The sequence below is a fragment of the Pandoraea vervacti genome (genome assembly GCF_000934605.2).
GTDB classification, from domain to species: Bacteria; Pseudomonadota; Gammaproteobacteria; order Burkholderiales; family Burkholderiaceae; genus Pandoraea; species Pandoraea vervacti.
Map to the genome: position 1 here is coordinate 4,705,187 of NZ_CP010897.2, position 17,606 is coordinate 4,722,792.

The 17,606-nt window shown below is 65.8% G+C and carries 15 protein-coding genes; 8 read left to right on the forward strand and 7 right to left on the reverse strand.

What is annotated here, in order from left to right; translation table 11 throughout:
* Nucleotides 1-34: 34 nt before the first annotated feature.
* The 4 genes from UC34_RS20470 to UC34_RS20485 are packed head-to-tail and all read right to left on the reverse strand — an operon-like array spanning nt 35 to nt 4,336.
* Nucleotides 35-1,393 (reverse strand): MFS transporter, encoded by a 1,359-nt coding sequence (locus UC34_RS20470; protein WP_052811154.1) that lies wholly within the window; start codon nt 1,391-1,393, stop codon nt 35-37.
* The gene (locus UC34_RS20475; RefSeq protein WP_052811155.1) at nt 1,390-2,625 is read right to left on the reverse strand and encodes an amidohydrolase family protein; all 1,236 of its coding nucleotides are present in this window, start codon (nt 2,623-2,625) and stop codon (nt 1,390-1,392) included. Before UC34_RS20475 ends, UC34_RS20470 begins: the two co-directional genes overlap by 4 nt.
* Nucleotides 2,622-4,097 (reverse strand): sodium:solute symporter family protein, encoded by a 1,476-nt coding sequence (locus tag UC34_RS20480; RefSeq protein WP_044456978.1) that lies wholly within the window; start codon nt 4,095-4,097, stop codon nt 2,622-2,624. Before UC34_RS20480 ends, UC34_RS20475 begins: the two co-directional genes overlap by 4 nt.
* Complete coding sequence (locus UC34_RS20485; RefSeq protein ID WP_044456979.1) at nt 4,094-4,336, reverse strand: DUF3311 domain-containing protein; 243 nt, start codon at nt 4,334-4,336, stop codon at nt 4,094-4,096. Before UC34_RS20485 ends, UC34_RS20480 begins: the two co-directional genes overlap by 4 nt.
* A 359-nt stretch (nt 4,337-4,695) precedes the next feature.
* Between UC34_RS20485 and UC34_RS20490 the strand changes: the two genes are divergently transcribed.
* The 4 genes from UC34_RS20490 (at nt 4,696) to UC34_RS20505 (ending at nt 11,032) form a co-directional block, all read left to right on the forward strand.
* A complete protein-coding gene (locus UC34_RS20490; RefSeq protein ID WP_237165168.1) occupies nt 4,696-5,571 on the forward strand; it encodes a GntR family transcriptional regulator in 876 nt (291 codons plus the stop codon).
* Nucleotides 5,572-5,690: 119 nt separating this feature from the next.
* A complete protein-coding gene (locus tag UC34_RS20495; RefSeq protein ID WP_044456980.1) occupies nt 5,691-6,992 on the forward strand; it encodes a UDP-N-acetylglucosamine 1-carboxyvinyltransferase in 1,302 nt (433 codons plus the stop codon).
* A gap of 411 nt (nt 6,993-7,403) precedes the next feature.
* Nucleotides 7,404-8,174, forward strand: coding sequence for a response regulator transcription factor (locus UC34_RS20500; protein ID WP_237165351.1), 771 nt, complete (start codon nt 7,404-7,406; stop codon nt 8,172-8,174).
* Nucleotides 8,171-11,032, forward strand: coding sequence for a hybrid sensor histidine kinase/response regulator (locus UC34_RS20505; RefSeq protein WP_052811157.1), 2,862 nt, complete (start codon nt 8,171-8,173; stop codon nt 11,030-11,032). The genes UC34_RS20500 and UC34_RS20505 overlap by 4 nt, the downstream gene beginning before the upstream one ends.
* A gap of 84 nt (nt 11,033-11,116) precedes the next feature.
* Here UC34_RS20505 and UC34_RS20510 read toward each other — a convergent pair whose 3' ends face one another.
* The 3 genes from UC34_RS20510 to UC34_RS20520 all read right to left on the reverse strand — a co-directional run bounded on the left by UC34_RS20510 (nt 11,117) and on the right by UC34_RS20520 (nt 14,361).
* Entirely contained in the window at nt 11,117-12,466 is a 1,350-nt protein-coding gene (locus tag UC34_RS20510; protein WP_084070851.1) for an MFS transporter, read from the reverse strand.
* Between the two features lie 78 nt (nt 12,467-12,544).
* On the reverse strand, nt 12,545-13,198 hold the full coding sequence (locus tag UC34_RS20515; protein WP_044456981.1) for a DUF4286 family protein: 654 nt from the start codon (nt 13,196-13,198) through the stop codon (nt 12,545-12,547).
* A 209-nt stretch (nt 13,199-13,407) separates the two neighbouring features.
* On the reverse strand, nt 13,408-14,361 hold the full coding sequence (locus tag UC34_RS20520) for a LysR family transcriptional regulator (RefSeq protein WP_044456982.1): 954 nt from the start codon (nt 14,359-14,361) through the stop codon (nt 13,408-13,410).
* Nucleotides 14,362-14,651: 290 nt separating this feature from the next.
* Between UC34_RS20520 and UC34_RS20525 the strand changes: the two genes are divergently transcribed.
* From UC34_RS20525 to UC34_RS20540, 4 genes are all read left to right on the forward strand, one after another.
* Complete coding sequence (locus tag UC34_RS20525; protein ID WP_044456983.1) at nt 14,652-14,864, forward strand: hypothetical protein; 213 nt, start codon at nt 14,652-14,654, stop codon at nt 14,862-14,864.
* A gap of 57 nt (nt 14,865-14,921) precedes the next feature.
* Nucleotides 14,922-15,272 (forward strand): hypothetical protein, encoded by a 351-nt coding sequence (locus tag UC34_RS20530; protein WP_052811158.1) that lies wholly within the window; start codon nt 14,922-14,924, stop codon nt 15,270-15,272.
* 119 nt (nt 15,273-15,391) lie between these two features.
* A complete protein-coding gene (locus tag UC34_RS20535; protein ID WP_052811159.1) occupies nt 15,392-16,690 on the forward strand; it encodes an O-antigen ligase family protein in 1,299 nt (432 codons plus the stop codon).
* A gap of 16 nt (nt 16,691-16,706) precedes the next feature.
* On the forward strand, nt 16,707-17,600 hold the full coding sequence (locus tag UC34_RS20540) for a glycosyltransferase family 2 protein (RefSeq protein WP_044456984.1): 894 nt from the start codon (nt 16,707-16,709) through the stop codon (nt 17,598-17,600).
* The last annotated feature ends 6 nt before the right edge of the window (nt 17,601-17,606 follow it).

Below are 17,606 nucleotides of genomic sequence, written 5' to 3' on the forward strand. Positions count from 1 at the left end.
GCGACGACACTCCGCTGCGATGTCACACGATGGGTCATCTTAGCGCGGATTGCGTCTCTTGCTCGCATGAATTTTGCGTCATTCCTACGTGTCTCGCGTGCGCAACGCGTGAGCGCCCCAGTGCCGACGCGTACCCCTGCGGGTCGAAGCGCCAGGTCAGCGCGATCAGCGCCACGTTGAGCACGATGAGCCCGATCCACGAGGGCATGAAGCTGCCCGCCGTCGCCATCACGGCGCCGGCGGCAAACGGCGCCGTTGCCGCGATGCAAAACCCGACCCCTTGCATGAAGGCCGCCAGCGCTGCCGCGTGAGGCGGGTGTGCATGATGGTCGAGTGCGAGCACCAGGCCGAGCGAGAACGTGCCGCCGAGACCGAAGCCGATCCCGCCGATCCACCACCACGGCGCCGTGTCGGGGGCGATGACCAGTCCCGCCAGACCGCCCAGCGTCGCCGCGAGTGCGAGCGTCAACCAGCGACGGCGATCGACGTTGCGTCGCGCCAGCCACGGCAGCACCAGTGCAGCGACCACCTGACATGCCGTCAGCCCGGCGAGCAGCGCGCCGCTTTGCTTCGCGCTCATGCCGCGCTGCTGATAGAACGGCGGCAGCCATGCGACCATCGTCGTGTAGGTGCAATTAATGAGACCGAAATAGATCGCCAGCGTCCATGCGCGACGTTTGCGCAACAAGTCGAGCATCGACGGCGCCTTGGCGGCAACCCGTGCGCTCGCAGCCTGACACGCATCGCGCAACGCTTGGGCGCTGCTGTCGACATCGTTGCCGTCGACATTACCGGCAGCACGCCGCTGCGACGCCGCCCCCGCAACCGCAACCGCAATCGATGACGCAGCGCGCGCCAACGGTGCTCGCCACCACGCGAAGGCCGCCGCACCGACGACTGCGAGCCACATCCCCAGACCGACGCGCCAGTCACCCGCCTCGGCCGCCGCCCACGGACTCATCGCCGCGCCCAGTCCGCCCCCGCCCATGAGCGCCGCGGAATACAGCCCCATCATCGACGTCATTCGCCCCGCGCTGTAGTTGGCCTTCACCACACCCGGCAACAACGCCTGAATCACCGCGATGCCGACCCCAGAGGCCAGCGCCGTCACAATCATCGTGACGGTATCGTCGGCAACGAAGCGCGCCCCGCAGGCCAGCGCCAGCGCGGCCAGACCGAGCAGCACGCCGCGACGCTCGCCGAAGCGACGCGTCAGCCCGCTCGCGGCGAACGCGCCCGCGCCCATCGCCAACACCGGCAGCGACGTGAGCAGCGCCGCGACCGGATACGTCATGCCCGTCGCTTCGCGGATCTGGGGCAATAGCGGACTGATGGAAGTGAGCGTCGGGCGCAGCGTCAGTCCGACGGCCACAATGGCCAGCCAAAGCGTCATACCGCGACGCCCTCGCTGACCACGACATGCCCGTTCGCCACCACCCAGCGACGCGGCGCGCGCGTCACGATGGCCTGCGCGGCATTCAGGGCATCGACGAGCACCAGATCGGCGCGCGCGCCCACATGCAGGCCATAGTCCTCGAACCAGCACGCACGCGCGCCCTGATGCGTGACGCAATCGAGCGCGATGTCGAGTTCGTCGTCGCGCCGCAGGTTGTAGCGCAGGCCGATCATCATCGCGCGCTCCAGCATGTCGGGCGAGCCATACGGCGTCCAGGTATCGCGAATGCCGTCGTTGCCCCCCGCGAGCGGCACACCTGCACGGCGACATGCCATGAGCGGCGGCACGATGCGCGACGGGGGCGCGGTCGTGACCAGCGCGACACCGGCATCGGCCAGTCGCGCGAGCAACGCGTCGGCCCGCGCCGCGTCGAGCTCACCCAGACAGAACGCGTGCGAGACGACGACCTTGCCCTGCATGCCCAGCGCCAGAATGCGCTCGAGCATCAACTCGAACGAGAACACGCCCATCTCGCCCGGCTCGTGCAAATGGATATCGACGGGGCAACCATGTTTGTCCGCCAGCGCAAACATGGCGTCGAGCGACGCCCTCGGATCACGATCGATGGCGCAGGGATCGAGCCACCCCAGCACGTCGGCCCCGCGCGCGAGCGAGGCATCGAGCCATTCGACGGTGCCCGTGCGATCGAGCACCCCCGACTGCGGAAACGCCACGATCTGCATGTCGAGCGTATCGCCCAGTGTCTCGCGCGTGGCGAGCACGCGGTCGAGATGACGCAGGCCCGCCTCGGTGTCGATGTCCACGTGCGTGCGCAAACGCGTGGTGCCTGCCGCGAGAAACGCACGGCCGAGCGCCAGCGACGCGGCGCCTGCATCATGTCCGCTGGCGGCGCGCCATGCGCGCTCGTTATCGATGCGATCGATGAGTCGCGAGCCGCACTCGTTCACGTACCAGGGCATGCCCCACGTCGTTTTGTCCAGATGGGTGTGCGCTTCGACCAGTCCCGGCATGAGCAACGCGCCGCGCGCGTCGATCCGGCGCACGGCGTCGTGCGCGGGTGTCCCGTCTGCCGCCTGCGCCGCAGATGTCCGGGGCGAAGGAAGCCCCGGCAGCGACGGCCCGATCGCCGCGATCTTTCCGTGCTCCACGCGCACCTCGACCGGCTTGCCGTCCAGCGCACGCGCGTTGCGAATTTCCAGTGTCGTCATACTTTTCTCAAAATGCCTGCTTCCACATGACGTGAGCGGGTCAGTATGCTCACCGCCACGAACGTCACCGCATTGACCGCCAGCGCAACCAGCCCCATGTTGATCGACGCCACCGTGTCCGACGCCCCCGGCAACAGCGTGCGCAGATTGACGTCGAAGCCAACGGCGGCGAGCAACACGAGCGCGCCCGCACCAATGCCCGCAAACGCCCCGTACTTGTTGCCGAACGGCCGGGGCAGCAAACTCGCCACGAACGATGGGAACAACTGCGTGAGCAGACTCGACGCGAACAGCGCCAGCGCCACGAACGTCGCCCCGCCGCGCAACACGAAGAACACCGCGACCAGCCCGAACACCGGCAACACGCGCTTGGCCAGCTTGCCGACGAACGCTTCGCTCGCCTGCGGCGCGAAGCCGTCGCGATAGATGTTCTTGGCGATCAACGTCGACGCATTGAGCAGAATCATCGAACCCGGCACCAGCGCGGTCAACACCCCTACCCCGCCGATCACGCCCACGAACCACGGCGAGAAGGTCTGCTTCACGATGCGCAGCAGCGCCAGGTCCGAGTCTGCGCCGCTCAGTCCCGGCACTTGCAGAATCGCCGCGAAGCCGACGAAGAACATGAACGCGATGACCATCTGGTACAGCGGCATCAGAATCGTGTTCTTGCGCACCGCGCTCTCGGTCTTGGCCGCATATACCGACGTGAAGACGTACGGATACAGGTAGTAACCGAGCGACGTGAGCAGAATCGTCGAGTTGTACCAGGACAGCGTCAGGCCGTTCGTCGGCATTTGCAGGAAGCCGGGACGCGCCGCCTCGATCCTGTCGAACATTTCACCGAACCCGCCGAAGTAATGCAGCGGCAGATAGATGCCGAGGAACACGGCGATCACGAGAATCAGAATGTCCTTGTAGATCGCGATGCTCGCGGACCCATGAATGCCCGACACCGTAATGTAGAGCACCATCGCGATGGCGCCGCACCAGATCGCCACGGCCGGCGGAATCGTGCCATACGAAGCTTCGGACACGATGATGCCCAGGCCGCGCAGTTGAATGATGAGCAAGGCGCTCATGCCCAGCACGGCCACCACCGACACCACCACGCCCAATGCACGCGAGCGGTACGCCGTCGCAAAGAAGTCGGAGAACGACACGCAGTGGTGCTTCGTGGCGTGACGCCATGCGGCCGGCAACATCCAGTAGCCGAGCAGATAGGCGAGCGCACCGTAGGCGAGGATGTAAAACGCGGGCGGCCCCTTGCTGTATGCCCATCCGCTTGCGCCCAGGAACGTGAAGGTCGAGAACGCCTCCCCGGCCATGAGCAGGAACACGAGCAGCGTGCCGAAGCCACGGCCGCCCACGGCCCACTGCTCCAGACTCATCGTGCGCCCGCGCCGGGCGCGAATCCCGATAAAGAGCGCAAACGCCAGAAACGCCGCGATGACGGCAAGCGCGGCATTCATGATGCGGCTCCGTCGTGATCGCGGCACGCCGTGCCGGCGCTCGGCGTGCGGGCAGCGTCGCGCGAGCCATCGAACTGGAACATCACCACCATCACGACCGACGTGAGCAGCAGCCAGACGATGTTCCACGTCATCAGAAAGGGCAGACCGGCGAGCCGGGTTCCCACATGTTCGGCGAGCCAGCCGCCGCTGTAAAACGCCGCGACGGGAAGCGCGGCCAGGCAATACACGGGTTTCATGATGTCTCCAGACCAAAGGGGGATTTGTCGGTCGGCCGCGCGTCGGCGTTGGGGGCAGATGCGCGCGGCGCCATGGTTTCGTGCCACTTCGCCTGTGTCCGGTGGGCATGGCACGCCGTTTCGAATTGACATATCATCAACCAGACACGTCGAAATGGTTAACCATTTTTGTTGACCATTATCGGTAACGAATTGCCGAAATGCAAGATCGCGTTTGGCCTGAAGCCCCGAATCGAGGGTTTACACGTCGTGAGTCAGGATTGACGCCGTGGGAACGTTTGACGTGACCGGCGGACTCGGCGCCGCAGGTACAATGCGCCCCACATCCACGCGATCCACCACCTTCAAGGAGATCCGGCTTGAGCCGCACCGCACCGCCCTCGCCGTCGCCATTGCCATCCCCTACGGCAGGCGACACGCCGCAAGGCGCCGCGCCCCGCGCCGCTCGCAACACGCATGCCGCCACCGCGAGGTCGGCGGCATCGGCAACTTCGGTGACTGAGGCAACATCGACGACGGCGGGCGACGACACGCCGGGCAGCGCAGGTCAGCAGATCGAGGCCCGGGTCTACGCGGCAATCTCGCAGGCGTTGCTCTCGGGCAAGCTGCGTCCCGGCATGCCATTGCGCGAGCGGAATCTGGCGCAGGCATTCGGTTGCACGCGCGGCGCCGTGCGCAAGGTGCTCGCGCGGCTGGGCTTCGAGGGCAAGCTGGTGCTCGAACCGAACCGTGGCGCGTTCGTGCCGCAGCCCTCGCTCGATGACATCCGTCAGACGTATCGTGCGCGACGTGTGCTGGAGACCGGCGTGATCGCGAGCGTTTGCGGCCGGTTGGGCGATGCTCAACTCGCGGTGCTCGACGCGCACGTCGCGACCGAAGCCCGCTCGCACGCCGACGGCACGCACGAGCGCTCCATTCGCCTCGCGGGCGAGTTCCATCTGAAATTGATCGGTATGGCCGAGAGCGCCGAGCTCGATGCGTTCGCCCGTCAACTCGTTGCCAAGACGGAGCTGTACAAGGCCCTTTACGACCCGGCCGAATTCATGCACTGCGCGCCGACCGAGCATGCCCTGCTCGTGGGCCAGTTGCGTGACGGCAAGACGCAGGCGGCGATTGCGCTTGCGACCGCGCATCTGGACGAACTCGAAGCGCGGGTGCTCACTCGCGCCGCGGCCGCCGAGACGCCGGACTTTCGCGCGATATTTGCCGAAGCCTTTGCCGGTGCCGCGACCTAAATCGGGGTATATTTCGCCTGTTCGCGACGGGCTAGCGGCCCGCCTGCCGTTTTTTGCCCCCGCTTGCGCAGACAGCCGTTCCGAGCGCTTGACGCAAGCATGAAGCCCGAAGGAAGCCCATGTCCCATCTGGTAGTCCACGGCGGCCAGCCGCTGCGCGGTCGCATCACCCCCTCCGCCAACAAGAACGCCGTTCTGCCGATTCTTTGCGCCACGCTGCTGACCGATCAGCCCGTGCGCCTCATCGGCGTGCCCGAGATCACCGACGTTCGCAAGATCCTCGACATCTTCCGTCAGCTCGGCAGCGACGTCAGCGTCGACTTCGACGCGGGCATTCTCGACGTGCACCACCTGAACACGAAGTTCGATCCGCGCACGGACCATCTGCCCGAAGAGATGCGCTCGTCGATCATGCTCGTGCCGCCGCTGCTCGCGCGTTTCGGCGTCGCCCGCATCGAGGACAACATCAAGGGCTGCACCCTCGGCGTGCGCGAGATCGACCCGCACATCGAAGTGCTGCGTCATTTCGGCGGGCGCGTGGAGCGCACCTCCGGCTCGCTGCTGATCCACGCCGACGAGGCGCGCCCCGCGATCCATCACTGGCTCGACTACGCGTCGGTGACGACCACGGAGAACTTCGTGCTGTGCGCGTCGACCGCCAACGGTCGCTCGCAACTGAACAACGCGGCCTCCGAGCCGCACGTACAGGAGTTCTGCCGCTTCATGCAGATGCTCGGCGTGCCGATCGAAGGCGTGGGCACCTCGCAGCTCGCCATCGAGGGTGTCGAGCGCTTTGGCGGCGGCGAATTCCGCTTCGCCGAAGACTTCCACGAGATCACCACGTTCCTCGCGCTGGGTGCGATCACGGGCGGGGAAATCACCGTCAAGAATTCGGCCCCCGAGCAGTTCCCGCTGATCGATCGCACCTTCGCCAAATTCGGCATCAAGGTCGAGCATCGCGACGGCTGGTCCACCGCCACCGCGCAGGGCAAGCTCAAGGTGCAGACGCCATTCACGCAGAACATTCTGACGAAGGTCGAGGCCGCGCCGTGGCCCTACTTCCCGGTGGACCTGCTGCCGATTTTCATCGCGCTGGGCGTGAAGGCCGAAGGTAGCGCCATGTTCTGGAACAAGGTGTACGACGGCGCAATGGGCTGGTCGACGGAACTCTCGAAGTTCGGCGCGCACGTGTTCCAGTCCGATCCGCATCGGCTGATCACGTTCGGTGGCGTGCCGCTCTCGCCGGCGGTGGTCGAGAGCCCGTACATCATTCGTGTGGCGATTGCGCTGCTGATGGTGGCCGCGAGCATCGACGGCCAGTCGACGATCAAGAACGCGCAGCCGATTCGCCGCGCGCATCCTCATTTCGTCGAAAACCTGTGCTCGGTGGGGGCGAACGTCGTCTGGACGACGCCGGAATAAGCTGACCGACGGCCCCCCCCGGGGGGGCCGGGCTCGCGTTGCGGCGCGCGCCGACGGCAAGCGACCCCCCGATCCCCTGCGCGCCGGTCGCAGCCACTGCGAACCCGACGGTTGACCTTACCCGAGCCGACCCGACGCGCGAGGACGCCACCTTTGCCCGACGGCATGCGACGTTTGCCCGGCGGAAAATTATTTCCCGCATGTCGGTATTCGCACCTTATCGGCGCGGCGGCACAAAGGGAATGTGAAAGAATGACGACCATCATGAGCGATCGTCACCTGCCCCCGCAGTCGTTTGCCGCCCCCGCCACGACATCTTCCGGCGTGGCCAGCCCATGGCCTGCCTCACCGCATGCCCGTCAGTTATCGGGCGTGCGGGTGCTCGTCGTCGACGACAACCAGGAAGACCGCATGCTGCTGATGGACTTTCTCAGCCAGCAAGGCTGCCGGGTCTACATCGCGCAAGATGGCCGCGACGGCTACACCAAGGCGCGCACGGTGCAACCCGACTTGATCCTGATGGACATCCGCATGCCGGTCTGCGACGGTCTCGGCGCTTGCCGTCTGCTCAAGGCCGATCCGGGCACGCGCCACATCCCGCTCATCTTTCTCACGGCCGCCGCCCTGCCCGGCGAGCGGGTCGCCGGACTCACGGCCGGTGCGGTCGATTACGTCACCAAACCTTACGACTTCGAGGAAGTGCGGCTACGTCTGTCCATCCATCTGAAGACGACGGCCCCCGCTTCGCACGGCGAGCACGGCAAGCTCGCCCCGCTCCCGGTGCAGGCACACACGCTGGACGCCGTGCTGTTTCGCGCCACGCGCGCGCTGCTGCTCGACCAGTTGAGCACCACGCCCGAGCTCGCCGGACTGGCAAGTGCGGTCGGCACGAACACCCGCCGCCTCAATCTGGCGTTCCGGCGCTGCGTGGGGGTGACGGTTTTCGACTTCCTTCGCGAAGAGCGCATGAAAGAGGCGCGGCGCCTGCTCTCGGAAACCTCACTCGACGTGCAGGACATCGCCGGTGCCGTCGGATTCGCCAGCGCCGCCAACTTCGCTACCGCGTTTCGCGAGCGCTTCGGCATGCCGCCCAGCGGCTTTCGCGAACAGGGCGCTCAGGTCGAGCGCGCCCCCGGGGCCCCCGGGGCCCCCGGAACGCCCGGAACGCCCGGAACGCCATGAGCGATGCGCCGTCGGGCATTCGGGCGCAAGACGTGCGCCGGACCGCCGCTGTGCGGCTGACGGTGGCCGCACTCGCATTCATCGGGCTTTTCTGGCTTTGCGGGGTTTTCGGCATTTCCGGCCTCCGCGGTCCTGACGCGCCGCTGACCGGGCCTTTCGCGCCCATCGCGCGCCTGATGCCGGGCAAGGACGCCATCGCGGCGTCGCTTCCCACGCAGCCAGCACAGTCGTCATCGACAGCCGCGATCGATCTCGCCGACGCGCCGTCCCCGCTCAAGCTCCATGCGCAATTGCGCATGCTCGAAGACCCGACACGAAGTCTCGACGCCATGCAGGCGCTGTCCGCCCCGGGCTGGCAAGCGATCACCCCGCGCATGCTCAATCCGGGCTACCGTCGCTCCGCCTTCTGGCTCACGGGCAGCGTCGTGAATTCGGGGACAACCCCTGTCACGCGCTGGCTGAGCGTCGGTATCGTGCGACTGGAGGACGTTCGCTTTTACGCCGTGCCGCCCGGGGCCACCCAGCCACACATCACGTGGCGCGCCGGCCATACCGTGCCGCTTGCCCAGCATCCGGTCCGCTCGGAGACCTCGGTCTTTCCGATCACGCTGGCGCCAGGCGAGCGGCTCACGTTTCTCGTGCGCGTGCAGACGCGCTCAACGGTCAGCCTTGTGCCGCAGTTGTGGCTGCCGGATGACTTCCGCGTGGCCGAAGCCCACAACGCGATGGTCGCCATGCTGCTCGTCGGCTCCATGATTTCCATCGGCCTGTATGCGTCCGTGCTGGGCGTGGCGCGTCGCGATCCGGTCTTCGTGCTGCTCGCGCTCACCACCCTCACGCAGGTCGCCCAGGACATGGCGTTCCAGGGCTTCCTGTATCGCTACCTGCTCACGCAGGGCGGCGAGTTCATCGTGAGGGCCCCCAGCGTCTTCTCGACGCTGACCGCCGGGTTTTTCAGCGCGATGCTGCTGATCTTCTCAGGCCTGAACGGGGTGACGCTGTGGCGCCGGACTTACCGTGCGATGATCGGACTCATGGGTTTCATGGCAATGTGGGCGCTGTTCGGCGATCATCGTGTGGCGGCCAATACGCATGTGCAATTGCTCACGCTCTTCAACGTGATCTGGGTCGTTTCGCTGGCCGACGGCTGGCGACGCGGCTTCTCCAACGCGCGCCTGAGTCTGATGTCTTTCTCCCCCGGTTGCCTCGTGCTGTTCTGGCGACTGGCGATCATCAATGGCCTGCTGCCCGAAGACTGGCTGGCCAACACGGCAATGGGCTGGAGCACCAACATTTCCGTGCTGTTGATGCTCACCATCCTCATGGCCGGACGCTCGCGCGAACTCGTGCGCGAGCAACGCGCGGCGCAGCGCGAAGTGCTGCAAACGCGTCGTGAAGAGCAGGCGCGCCTGGCCAACGCCGTCGACACCCGCACCCGCGAACTGCAAGCCGCACTTATCGCCGCCGATGAGGCGAACAGCGCGAAAAGCGACTTTCTCGCGCGCATCAGTCACGACCTGCGTACGCCGCTCACGTCGATCATCGGCTTCGCCGATCTGGTGCAGTCGGGCGGGCGCGAAGACGCCGACCGGGGCCGCATCATTCGCCGCAGCGCGCATCACATGCTCGCGATGGTCAACGACCTGATCGAATACGCGGGCGGCGGGGCGGCCGACTCGCTGCATGTCACCCCCGTCTACACGCACGCCTTCATCGAGGGCATTGCGCACGAAGGCATGAGCCTTGCGCGCAAGCACGACAATGCGTTCCTGCTCGACGTACGCGCACCGTTCCCGCCATTGCTGGCATTCGACGCCAAGCGCGTACGCCAGGTCCTGGGCAATCTGCTCGACAACGCGGCGAAGTACACGGCGGACGGCACCATCATGCTGTCGCTGTCGGCCACGCCCGACGCGACGCTCGCCGACATCGTGCACGTGAGCTTCACGGTGGAGGATTCCGGCTGCGGTATCGCGAGAGACGATCTGCCGCGCGTGTTCGAACCGTTCGCGCGATTCGATCGCGCGCGACGCCTGCCGGGCGTAGGACTCGGGCTTGCCATCGTCAAGCAATGGATCGAGCGCATGGACGGCACGATCGCCATTCACAGCACGCCCGACGTCGGCACACGGGTGACATTCACCCTGCCATTGCGCGTGGCGCGCGAAGCCGATCTCGTGCCGCAATCGTTCGCAGGCGCCACGCACGCGTTGCCGCCGCTCGACGGCGCCGGCCATCGCATCTGGCTCGCCGAGGACTCGCCCGAAATCCGGCAGTTCCTGCATGACGAACTCGCGAGTCTGGGCTTCTCGGTGCGCACCTTCGGCGATGGCGTCGCGCTCATCGCGGCACTGAGCGAGCCCGATCAGGCGCCGCCGGATCTGGTGCTGACCGACCACATGATGCCCAATGCCGACGGTCTCGACGTGGCGCGCGCCACGCGGCGGCGCTGGCCGGACGTCCCCGTGCTGGCGGTCTCCGCCTCGCCGCAAGCCGTGGCCGGCGCCGAAGCCGGCGGCTACGACGCGTGCCTGCTCAAGCCCGTCGAGCTCGTCGACCTGCGCAATACGCTGGCGCGTCTGCTCGAGCTCCAACGTGACGAGACCGTCGCCCTTTCGGTCCCCGGCCCCGATGCCGATCACGGCCGCACGGCACTCGTGCGTCCCTCACGCGAATTGCTCGTCGAAGCGCGTCAGCTCATCGCCATGGGCGCGATCACCGACCTGATGGACTGGGCGCGCAATCTGAGCACGCTCTCGCCCCAATACGAGCTTTTCGCGCGGCACGTGCACCAGCTTGCGCAGCGCGGCGACCTCGCCGGGCTGGCCGAGCTGTGTGCGTCGCCTGTGCCGTCTTGAAACGACGACGGCACGCGCCAAGGCGTGCCGTCGTCTGTCCGGGCCATCGCGCCGAACGTCGGTGAAGCGGGCGAGCGTTCTGCCTCAGTCGCGCAGCGGCTTGTGGGCTGTCTCGCGCGCCGCGAACAACGCAATGGCGGTGACCGCGAGCGCCGCCGTCACGTACAGCGACACCGACAATGTCGTGCCGTACTGCTTGTACAGACTCACGATGATCAACGGGGCAAAGCCGCCGCCGAGAATGCCCGCCAGCGTGTAGGCCAGCGACGAGCCGGCGTAACGCACGCGTGTTGGAAACTGCTCAGTGACGAACGCCGCCTGCGGGCCATACATGATCGCGTGGATCACCAGACCGACCACCACCGACAATACGATCAGCGCCGGGCTCGACGTGTCCAGCAGCACGAAGAAGCCGTATGCCCATATCACGGCGCACAACACGCCGAAGCCATACACCGGGCGGCGGCCCAGCTTGTCGGAGAGCGCGCCGAACAACGGCACGGTGAGCGCGTTGAAGGCGGTGCCCACGAGCACGGCGGTCAGTGCGAGCGGCCGCGACAGATGCAGGGTGCCGGTGACGTAGGTCAACGTGAAGACGACCATCAGCGCATACAGCACATCCGAGCCGATACGCGAGCCGCCGGCGACCAGCAGATTGCGCCAGTGCTTGCGAAAGACGTCTGCAATCGGCATTTCCGCCTGACGGTCCGAATGCTGCATCTGTTCGAACATCGGCGTTTCCTCCACGCCGCGACGCACCCACAGGCCGAACGCCACGAGCACGAGACTCAGGAGGAACGGCACACGCCAGCCCCACGCGAGAAAGTCGTCGGGTGAAATCGCCAGCGTGATGAGCGCGATCAGTCCGGTCGCGAGCAAGGTGCCGAACGATGGCCCGACCTGCGTCCACGACGCATTCAACCCGCGCTTTTTCTGATCGCCGTGCTCAACGGAGAGCAACACCGCGCCGGCCCATTCGCCACCGAGCGCCACGCCCTGCACGAACCGCAGCGCCACGAGCAGCACCGGACTCCAGATGCCGATCGATGCATAGGTCGGGAGCAAGCCCATCAACCCTGTGGTCAGGCCCATCACCACGAGCGTGAGCACCAGTACGGCACGTCGTCCGATCTTGTCGCCGAGATTGCCGAACACGAAGCCGCCAAGCGGTCGCGAGACGTAACCGACGGCGTACGTCGATAACGCGAGAATGGTGCCCGCCAGCGGATCGACCGAGGGAAAGAAGAGATGGTTGAAGACCAGCGCAGCGAGCGTGTTGTAGACGGTGAAGTCGTACCACTCAAGTGTCGTGCCGACCATGCTGGCAGTCGCCAGACGGCCCTTGTTGGCCCCGTGTCTGCCCGTCGCCGCTTGCGCGGGAGCAGCGTCGCTGCGCTTGTCGTGAACGTCGCGGGTATTCGAATACGTTGTCATGGATGTCTCCAGAGAGGGCGCGAGGGCCGCCGGATAGTGCAACCGGTGCGGACGGTCTCGCGCGTGGGGGGCACGACGTCAGTCGTCGTTGGCGCCGAGGCGCCACAGCATGGCAAAGCGGGTCACTTGCGCGGCGGGTACACCATATGCGGCGGCCAGCGTCTCGGCGGCCGCGCGCACGGCGTCGGGATCGGTGCCTTCGACGAGCACCACGGCGTCGGCCGGCGGTAGCGGCGCGTCTTTGGCGGTGAGCGAGACGGACAGCGTCGGCACGGTCACTTGCAACGTGGCACGCACGATGCCGTCACCCTGCACCAACTCGGCAAGCTGTGCGTCCAGACGCGCACGGGCCTGCGCCACCGTCGCTGCCGTCAGCACGAATGCGGCGAGCATGCCGCCCTGCCCCTGACCGGCTTCGACGTCGAGCGTGCCGACACGGCGCTGCGTGCCTTGCATGCGCGCGAAGTTGCGCAACGACCACTCGGTCTGGTGTTGAAAGGCCTGCGCATACGGCTCGCTGGTGAAAACGGCCGCGTCACGCGTGCAATACAGGGCGAGATACGGACGGGCGCAGTCGTGCAGCGCCTTGAAGCGGCGGGCGAATTGAAAACCCGGAATTGCGACACGCTCCTGCATGTGTTCGCGGTCATACCAGCGGTTGAAATCCGCTTCGAAGGCCGGATCGATATTCGTCCAGATACAAAGTTGGGCGCGGGGGGCAGTCACGGTCATGGGGCATCCATCGGTTTCGACAATCGGGAGCGACTGGCACGGCTCGGCGAGGAGCACGCACGGGTCGAGCGTTGCACCGAGTGTGCAAAACGACGGAAAACGCGTCCAACAAGAAATCAAATTCGCCGTGACAGCAAATTCTTATGACTGCCCGTGACCCGTGGCCCTGCGCGGAGGCAGATGGGGGGAGCCCCGCCGAGCGCGGACGCTCAGGCGTCGTTCGCGCCCCAGGCGGGCGCCGTCATGGCGGCCGCGGGCGGAATGGCGATGTCGGGGCCCATGTTCAGGGCAAACTCGCTGGCGGTGCGTTGCGCCAGACGAGCGACGTTCTCTGCGAGCAGCGCGCCCGTGCGAAACGACCCGACGAGCGGCAGATTGGGGAAGTTGGCATTGACGCGCAGCAGGTGCAGGCTGTGCTCGCCAAGCTCGCGCTGGATGATCGCGGGCGGCAGCATGGCCACACCGAAACCGTCGGCGACCAGACGGATGATCGCCGCCACCGACGTCATGCAGTTGACCCGCACCGGCCGTTCGGCAGCCACCGAAAACATGCGCTCCAGTGTCTTGTGCGGCCCCGAATTGCGCGAAAAACTCACCAGCGGGTACGCCGCGAGATCGGCCACGTCCAGCGTCTCGCCTTCGAGATTGAGCTTGGGGCTCGCCACCCAGCGCATGGGGAACTCGGCCAGCGGGAGATTTTCCACCCCGGCGGCATGCTGAACGTCGGTCTGCAAGACGAGATCGAGCGTGCCGGCTTCAAGTTGTTTGCACAAATTGATGGTCGTCTCGCTCGTGACTTCGATTTCGAGCTGCGGGTACTCGCGGTGAATGCGCGACGCAAGATCCGGGAACCAGCTATGCACGATCGATTCGACCACGCCGATCTTGAGCACGCCCGGCGGCATGTCGGGGTCGCTCAGCTCGCGTTTCATCTCCTGCCCGAGCATGACGATGCGCTCCGCGTACGCCAGCGCCTTCTGTCCGGCCGCCGTGAGCGTCACCTCGCGTGCGCTGCGGTCGAACAAACGCACCCCAAAGCTCTGCTCCAGCGACGCGATACGGCTCGACACCCCCGCCTGCGTCGTATGCAAACGCTCGGCCGTCAGCCGGAAATTACGGAGCTTGGCCAGCCAGACGAAAGTTTCGAGAAAACGCAGATTCATGCGAGCGGACCAACGTAGTTCTGGGAATTAACCCATTTTAGCGGCAACTCAAATCGCGTCATTGGCCGCAATCTGCGGACCGTCCCAGCCGCGACATGTTACGGCGCGACGTTCCCATCACGTTTCCCGACGTTTCGTTTTCGTAACGTTTTTCCAGGTCGACGATTCGAGAGAACGGGCGAGTTCTTTGAAAATCAAAGGGTTAAGCGAAGCATGAGGTTTGGCACGGGATTTGCTGAATTCAGGCAACGGCCCGTCGAGGCCGGAGGGCCGACTCTCTGGAGACTGTCATGTCAACCGCCCATTTCCGCCGACCGCATCCGACCGTGGAACTCGCGCGCTGCGTGTTCCGGCAGCATTACATCCGCATCATGCAGGCCGAGCGCCCCGGCAGCTATGCGGTGCTGGTCGATATCTGGCCGATGGACGGCCGCACGTTTGCCAGCATCGATCAGGCCAAGCATGCGGCCATGCTGTTCATCCGCGACATGGAAAACGAGTGAGTCCACGAAAGTGATCCCGCGCTGGCGCCCCGGCGCGGCCAACGAGACGAGACCGAAATGAAACATCACCACACACGTCACAACGCCGCCGAGCGTCACGCGATGGCGGCATCGCTGGCCCGCCCGTCCTCACGTCAGCCGGTTGTGCTGGACCCGACCGTCGACCCCTACGCCCGTGTCGCCGTCGAGGCGTACGCCGAGGCGTGCGCGCAGGACCAGCCGTGGCTGGCCGAGGCGCTGCAACGTCAATACCGGTTGGCTGGCGGCACGCCGTCGAGCGCCGCCGCGATGTGGCGAGCATTTCACGAGGCGCAACAACTGGCTCGGCAGGGGGACAGTTACGACGAGGCCGCCTGGACCCACGTGGCGTTGCACCTGTGCGGCGTGTTGGGGGCGATGAACCTGTAGTGGTGGATTTTTGGCGCAAACGCCCCCCGGCGTTGCGCCACGCAGACGGATAACGCGGCGCGGCGGGCATTTCTGGCATACTTCGTGCAAAGTAAATTCCCGCAGTTGCCTGGTATCCAATGAGCATGTCCGCCGCGCCGGCACGAACTTTCCGCCGGCACCTCCTCGCCAAGCTTTTCGGCACACTGATCCTGCTGTTTCCCGCCGTTTCGCTCGTCGTGCCGCGCGGCGGGAACACGGTCATGTTCCTGACCGTCGCGCTCGGCGCGATCGTCCTCTTTTCCTACCGGCAACCGGGGCAAACGTGCGCCCTGGTCAAGACCAATGCCCACGTCCGGGTCCTGCTCGGCTCGCTGCTGCTGCCGGTTCTGGCCGTTCTGGTCGTGGAGGCGCTGCACGGCAACGTCGTCGCCAACACGCTCGATTCGCCGGTTCGGTTCGTCCTGGCGATCATCGTGTTTCTAGGACTGCGCAGAATCGTCGATATCCTGCCGCGATGGGTGGATCTCACCTTTGGCGTCGGCGCCCTGTGCGCGGCGCTCATGGCGTGGTATTCGACCACCGATCTGATGGCGGCCAGAGCGGAAAGCTCATTTCTGAACCCGATCCATTTCGGCGACATCGCCGTGCTGCTCGGCATTCTGTCCGTTGTCTCCATTCACTGGTTCAAGCATGACAAGCCGTGGATCGTCGCCCTGAAGATTCTTGGGGCCGCTTCGGGCTGCTATGCTTCCTGGGCGAGTCAGTCCAGAGGCGGCTGGATCGTGCTGCCATGCCTGCTGATCGTGTGGCTGCTGTGGCGCTATCAACCGGTAAGCCGGGCACGTCGCGCCGCGATCGCCGTCGTCGCGCTTGTGCTGCTGGCGAGCAGTTTCTCCTCCCAGGTCGTGCGCGATCGGTTCGAGTCGATTCGCTCGGATCTGGTCAGCCTGTCCGACGGCAATGCCGACACGTCCACAGGCATTCGGTTAGAACTCTGGAAAGTCGCCGGCACGCTTATCGCCGAGCGGCCCGCGCTCGGCCAGGGAGCCCACGGCTATCGCGACGCCATGCCGGCGATGGCTGCGTCCGGGCAACTGACGCCCCAGGCCGCCGAACTGGGCAAGGGTGAAGTGCATAACCAGATTCTGGCGTATGCCGTCGATTACGGGATTCTCGGACTGCTCAGTATTCTGGGCGTCTACATCGGCCCGGCCATCTTCTTTGTCCGCTCCGCACAGTTGCGGCGCGGTCGCGTCGAAAATCGCGCGGCGTTGATGGGTCTGATGACGACCGTGGCGTTCGCAGCGTTCGGCCTGACAGTCGAGACGTTCAACCTCAAGGTGACGGTCGCCTTCTACGCGACGATGCTGGCCCTGTTTGCCGCGATCGCCTATCCTGTCGACTCTCCAGAAAACGAAGCGCCCACCGGCCGATGAACGCGGCGTTCCCGACATGCTAAGTATTCTCATCCCGACCTGGAACAACCTTCCGTTCCTCAAGCTGTGCATCGACAGCGTTCGCCGACATTCCGGCCAAGCGCATGAAATCCTCGTTCATGTGAACGATGGCAGCGATGGCACCCTGGAATGGGTTCGCGAGCAAGGTCTGCGCCACACGCACAGCAGCGGCAATGTGGGCGTGTGCCTGGCGCTTAACCAACTCGCGCCGCTCGCGTCGCACGACCAGTTGCTCTTCCTGAACGACGACATGTTCGTCACGCCCGGCTGGGACACGGCACTGATCGACGCCGCCCGCGCGCTCGACACGCCCGTCTACTATCTGTCGTCAGTGATGATCGAGCCGAACGCTGGCGTCAGCAAGCAGGTCGTGTCGAAGGATTTCGGCACGACCGCCGAGACATTCGACGAGGCCGGTCTGCTCGCCTTTGCCGCGTCGTTGGGTCGCAGCGATGTGAACGGCGTGCCCACGCAGCCGACGCTCGTGAGCCGCAGCTTGTGGCACCTCGTCGGGGGGTACAGCATCGAGTTCGGACCGGGCATGAGCAGCGACGACGACTTCCTGATGAAGCTGTGGCTGGTCGGATGCCGCACGTTTCGCATCGTCGGCAAGAGTGTCGTTTATCACTTCGGATGCCGCTCGACCGGGCGCGTGGTGAAGAACCGCGGTAGCCGCGAGTTTCTGATGAAGTGGGGGATGACGCAGGCGGAATTCAAGCGCCACTACCTCGACCTGGCGGGCACGCCCGAAGGCGACACGCTGCCGAACGTGCCCACGCCCAGCGGCAAGAGCCGCATCAAGCGCGCGCTGCACGGCAGCAAACCCTACCCGCTCGAAGACCTCGCGCGCTGGGACGCCAACGTACCTCGTCACCTGAAGCTGGACTGAGCGTCC

Excerpts from the sequence above, each read along its gene's own strand:
- UC34_RS20495 (WP_044456980.1), top strand. The coding sequence starts at position 5,691 with ATGTCCCATCTGGTAGTCCACGGCGGCCAGCCGCTGCGCGGTCGCATC.
- UC34_RS20480 (WP_044456978.1), bottom strand. The coding sequence starts at position 4,097 with ATGAATGCCGCGCTTGCCGTCATCGCGGCGTTTCTGGCGTTTGCGCTC.
- UC34_RS20485 (WP_044456979.1), bottom strand. The coding sequence starts at position 4,336 with ATGAAACCCGTGTATTGCCTGGCCGCGCTTCCCGTCGCGGCGTTTTAC.
- UC34_RS20475 (WP_052811155.1), bottom strand. The coding sequence starts at position 2,625 with ATGACGACACTGGAAATTCGCAACGCGCGTGCGCTGGACGGCAAGCCG.
- UC34_RS20500 (WP_237165351.1), top strand. The coding sequence starts at position 7,404 with ATGCTGCTGATGGACTTTCTCAGCCAGCAAGGCTGCCGGGTCTACATC.
- UC34_RS20520 (WP_044456982.1), bottom strand. The coding sequence starts at position 14,361 with ATGAATCTGCGTTTTCTCGAAACTTTCGTCTGGCTGGCCAAGCTCCGT.
- UC34_RS20515 (WP_044456981.1), bottom strand. The coding sequence starts at position 13,198 with ATGACCGTGACTGCCCCCCGCGCCCAACTTTGTATCTGGACGAATATC.
- UC34_RS20535 (WP_052811159.1), top strand. The coding sequence starts at position 15,392 with ATGAGCATGTCCGCCGCGCCGGCACGAACTTTCCGCCGGCACCTCCTC.
- UC34_RS20510 (WP_084070851.1), bottom strand. The coding sequence starts at position 12,466 with ATGACAACGTATTCGAATACCCGCGACGTTCACGACAAGCGCAGCGAC.
- UC34_RS20525 (WP_044456983.1), top strand. The coding sequence starts at position 14,652 with ATGTCAACCGCCCATTTCCGCCGACCGCATCCGACCGTGGAACTCGCG.
- UC34_RS20470 (WP_052811154.1), bottom strand. The coding sequence starts at position 1,393 with ATGACGCTTTGGCTGGCCATTGTGGCCGTCGGACTGACGCTGCGCCCG.
- UC34_RS20530 (WP_052811158.1), top strand. The coding sequence starts at position 14,922 with ATGAAACATCACCACACACGTCACAACGCCGCCGAGCGTCACGCGATG.
- UC34_RS20540 (WP_044456984.1), top strand. The coding sequence starts at position 16,707 with ATGCTAAGTATTCTCATCCCGACCTGGAACAACCTTCCGTTCCTCAAG.
- UC34_RS20505 (WP_052811157.1), top strand. The coding sequence starts at position 8,171 with ATGAGCGATGCGCCGTCGGGCATTCGGGCGCAAGACGTGCGCCGGACC.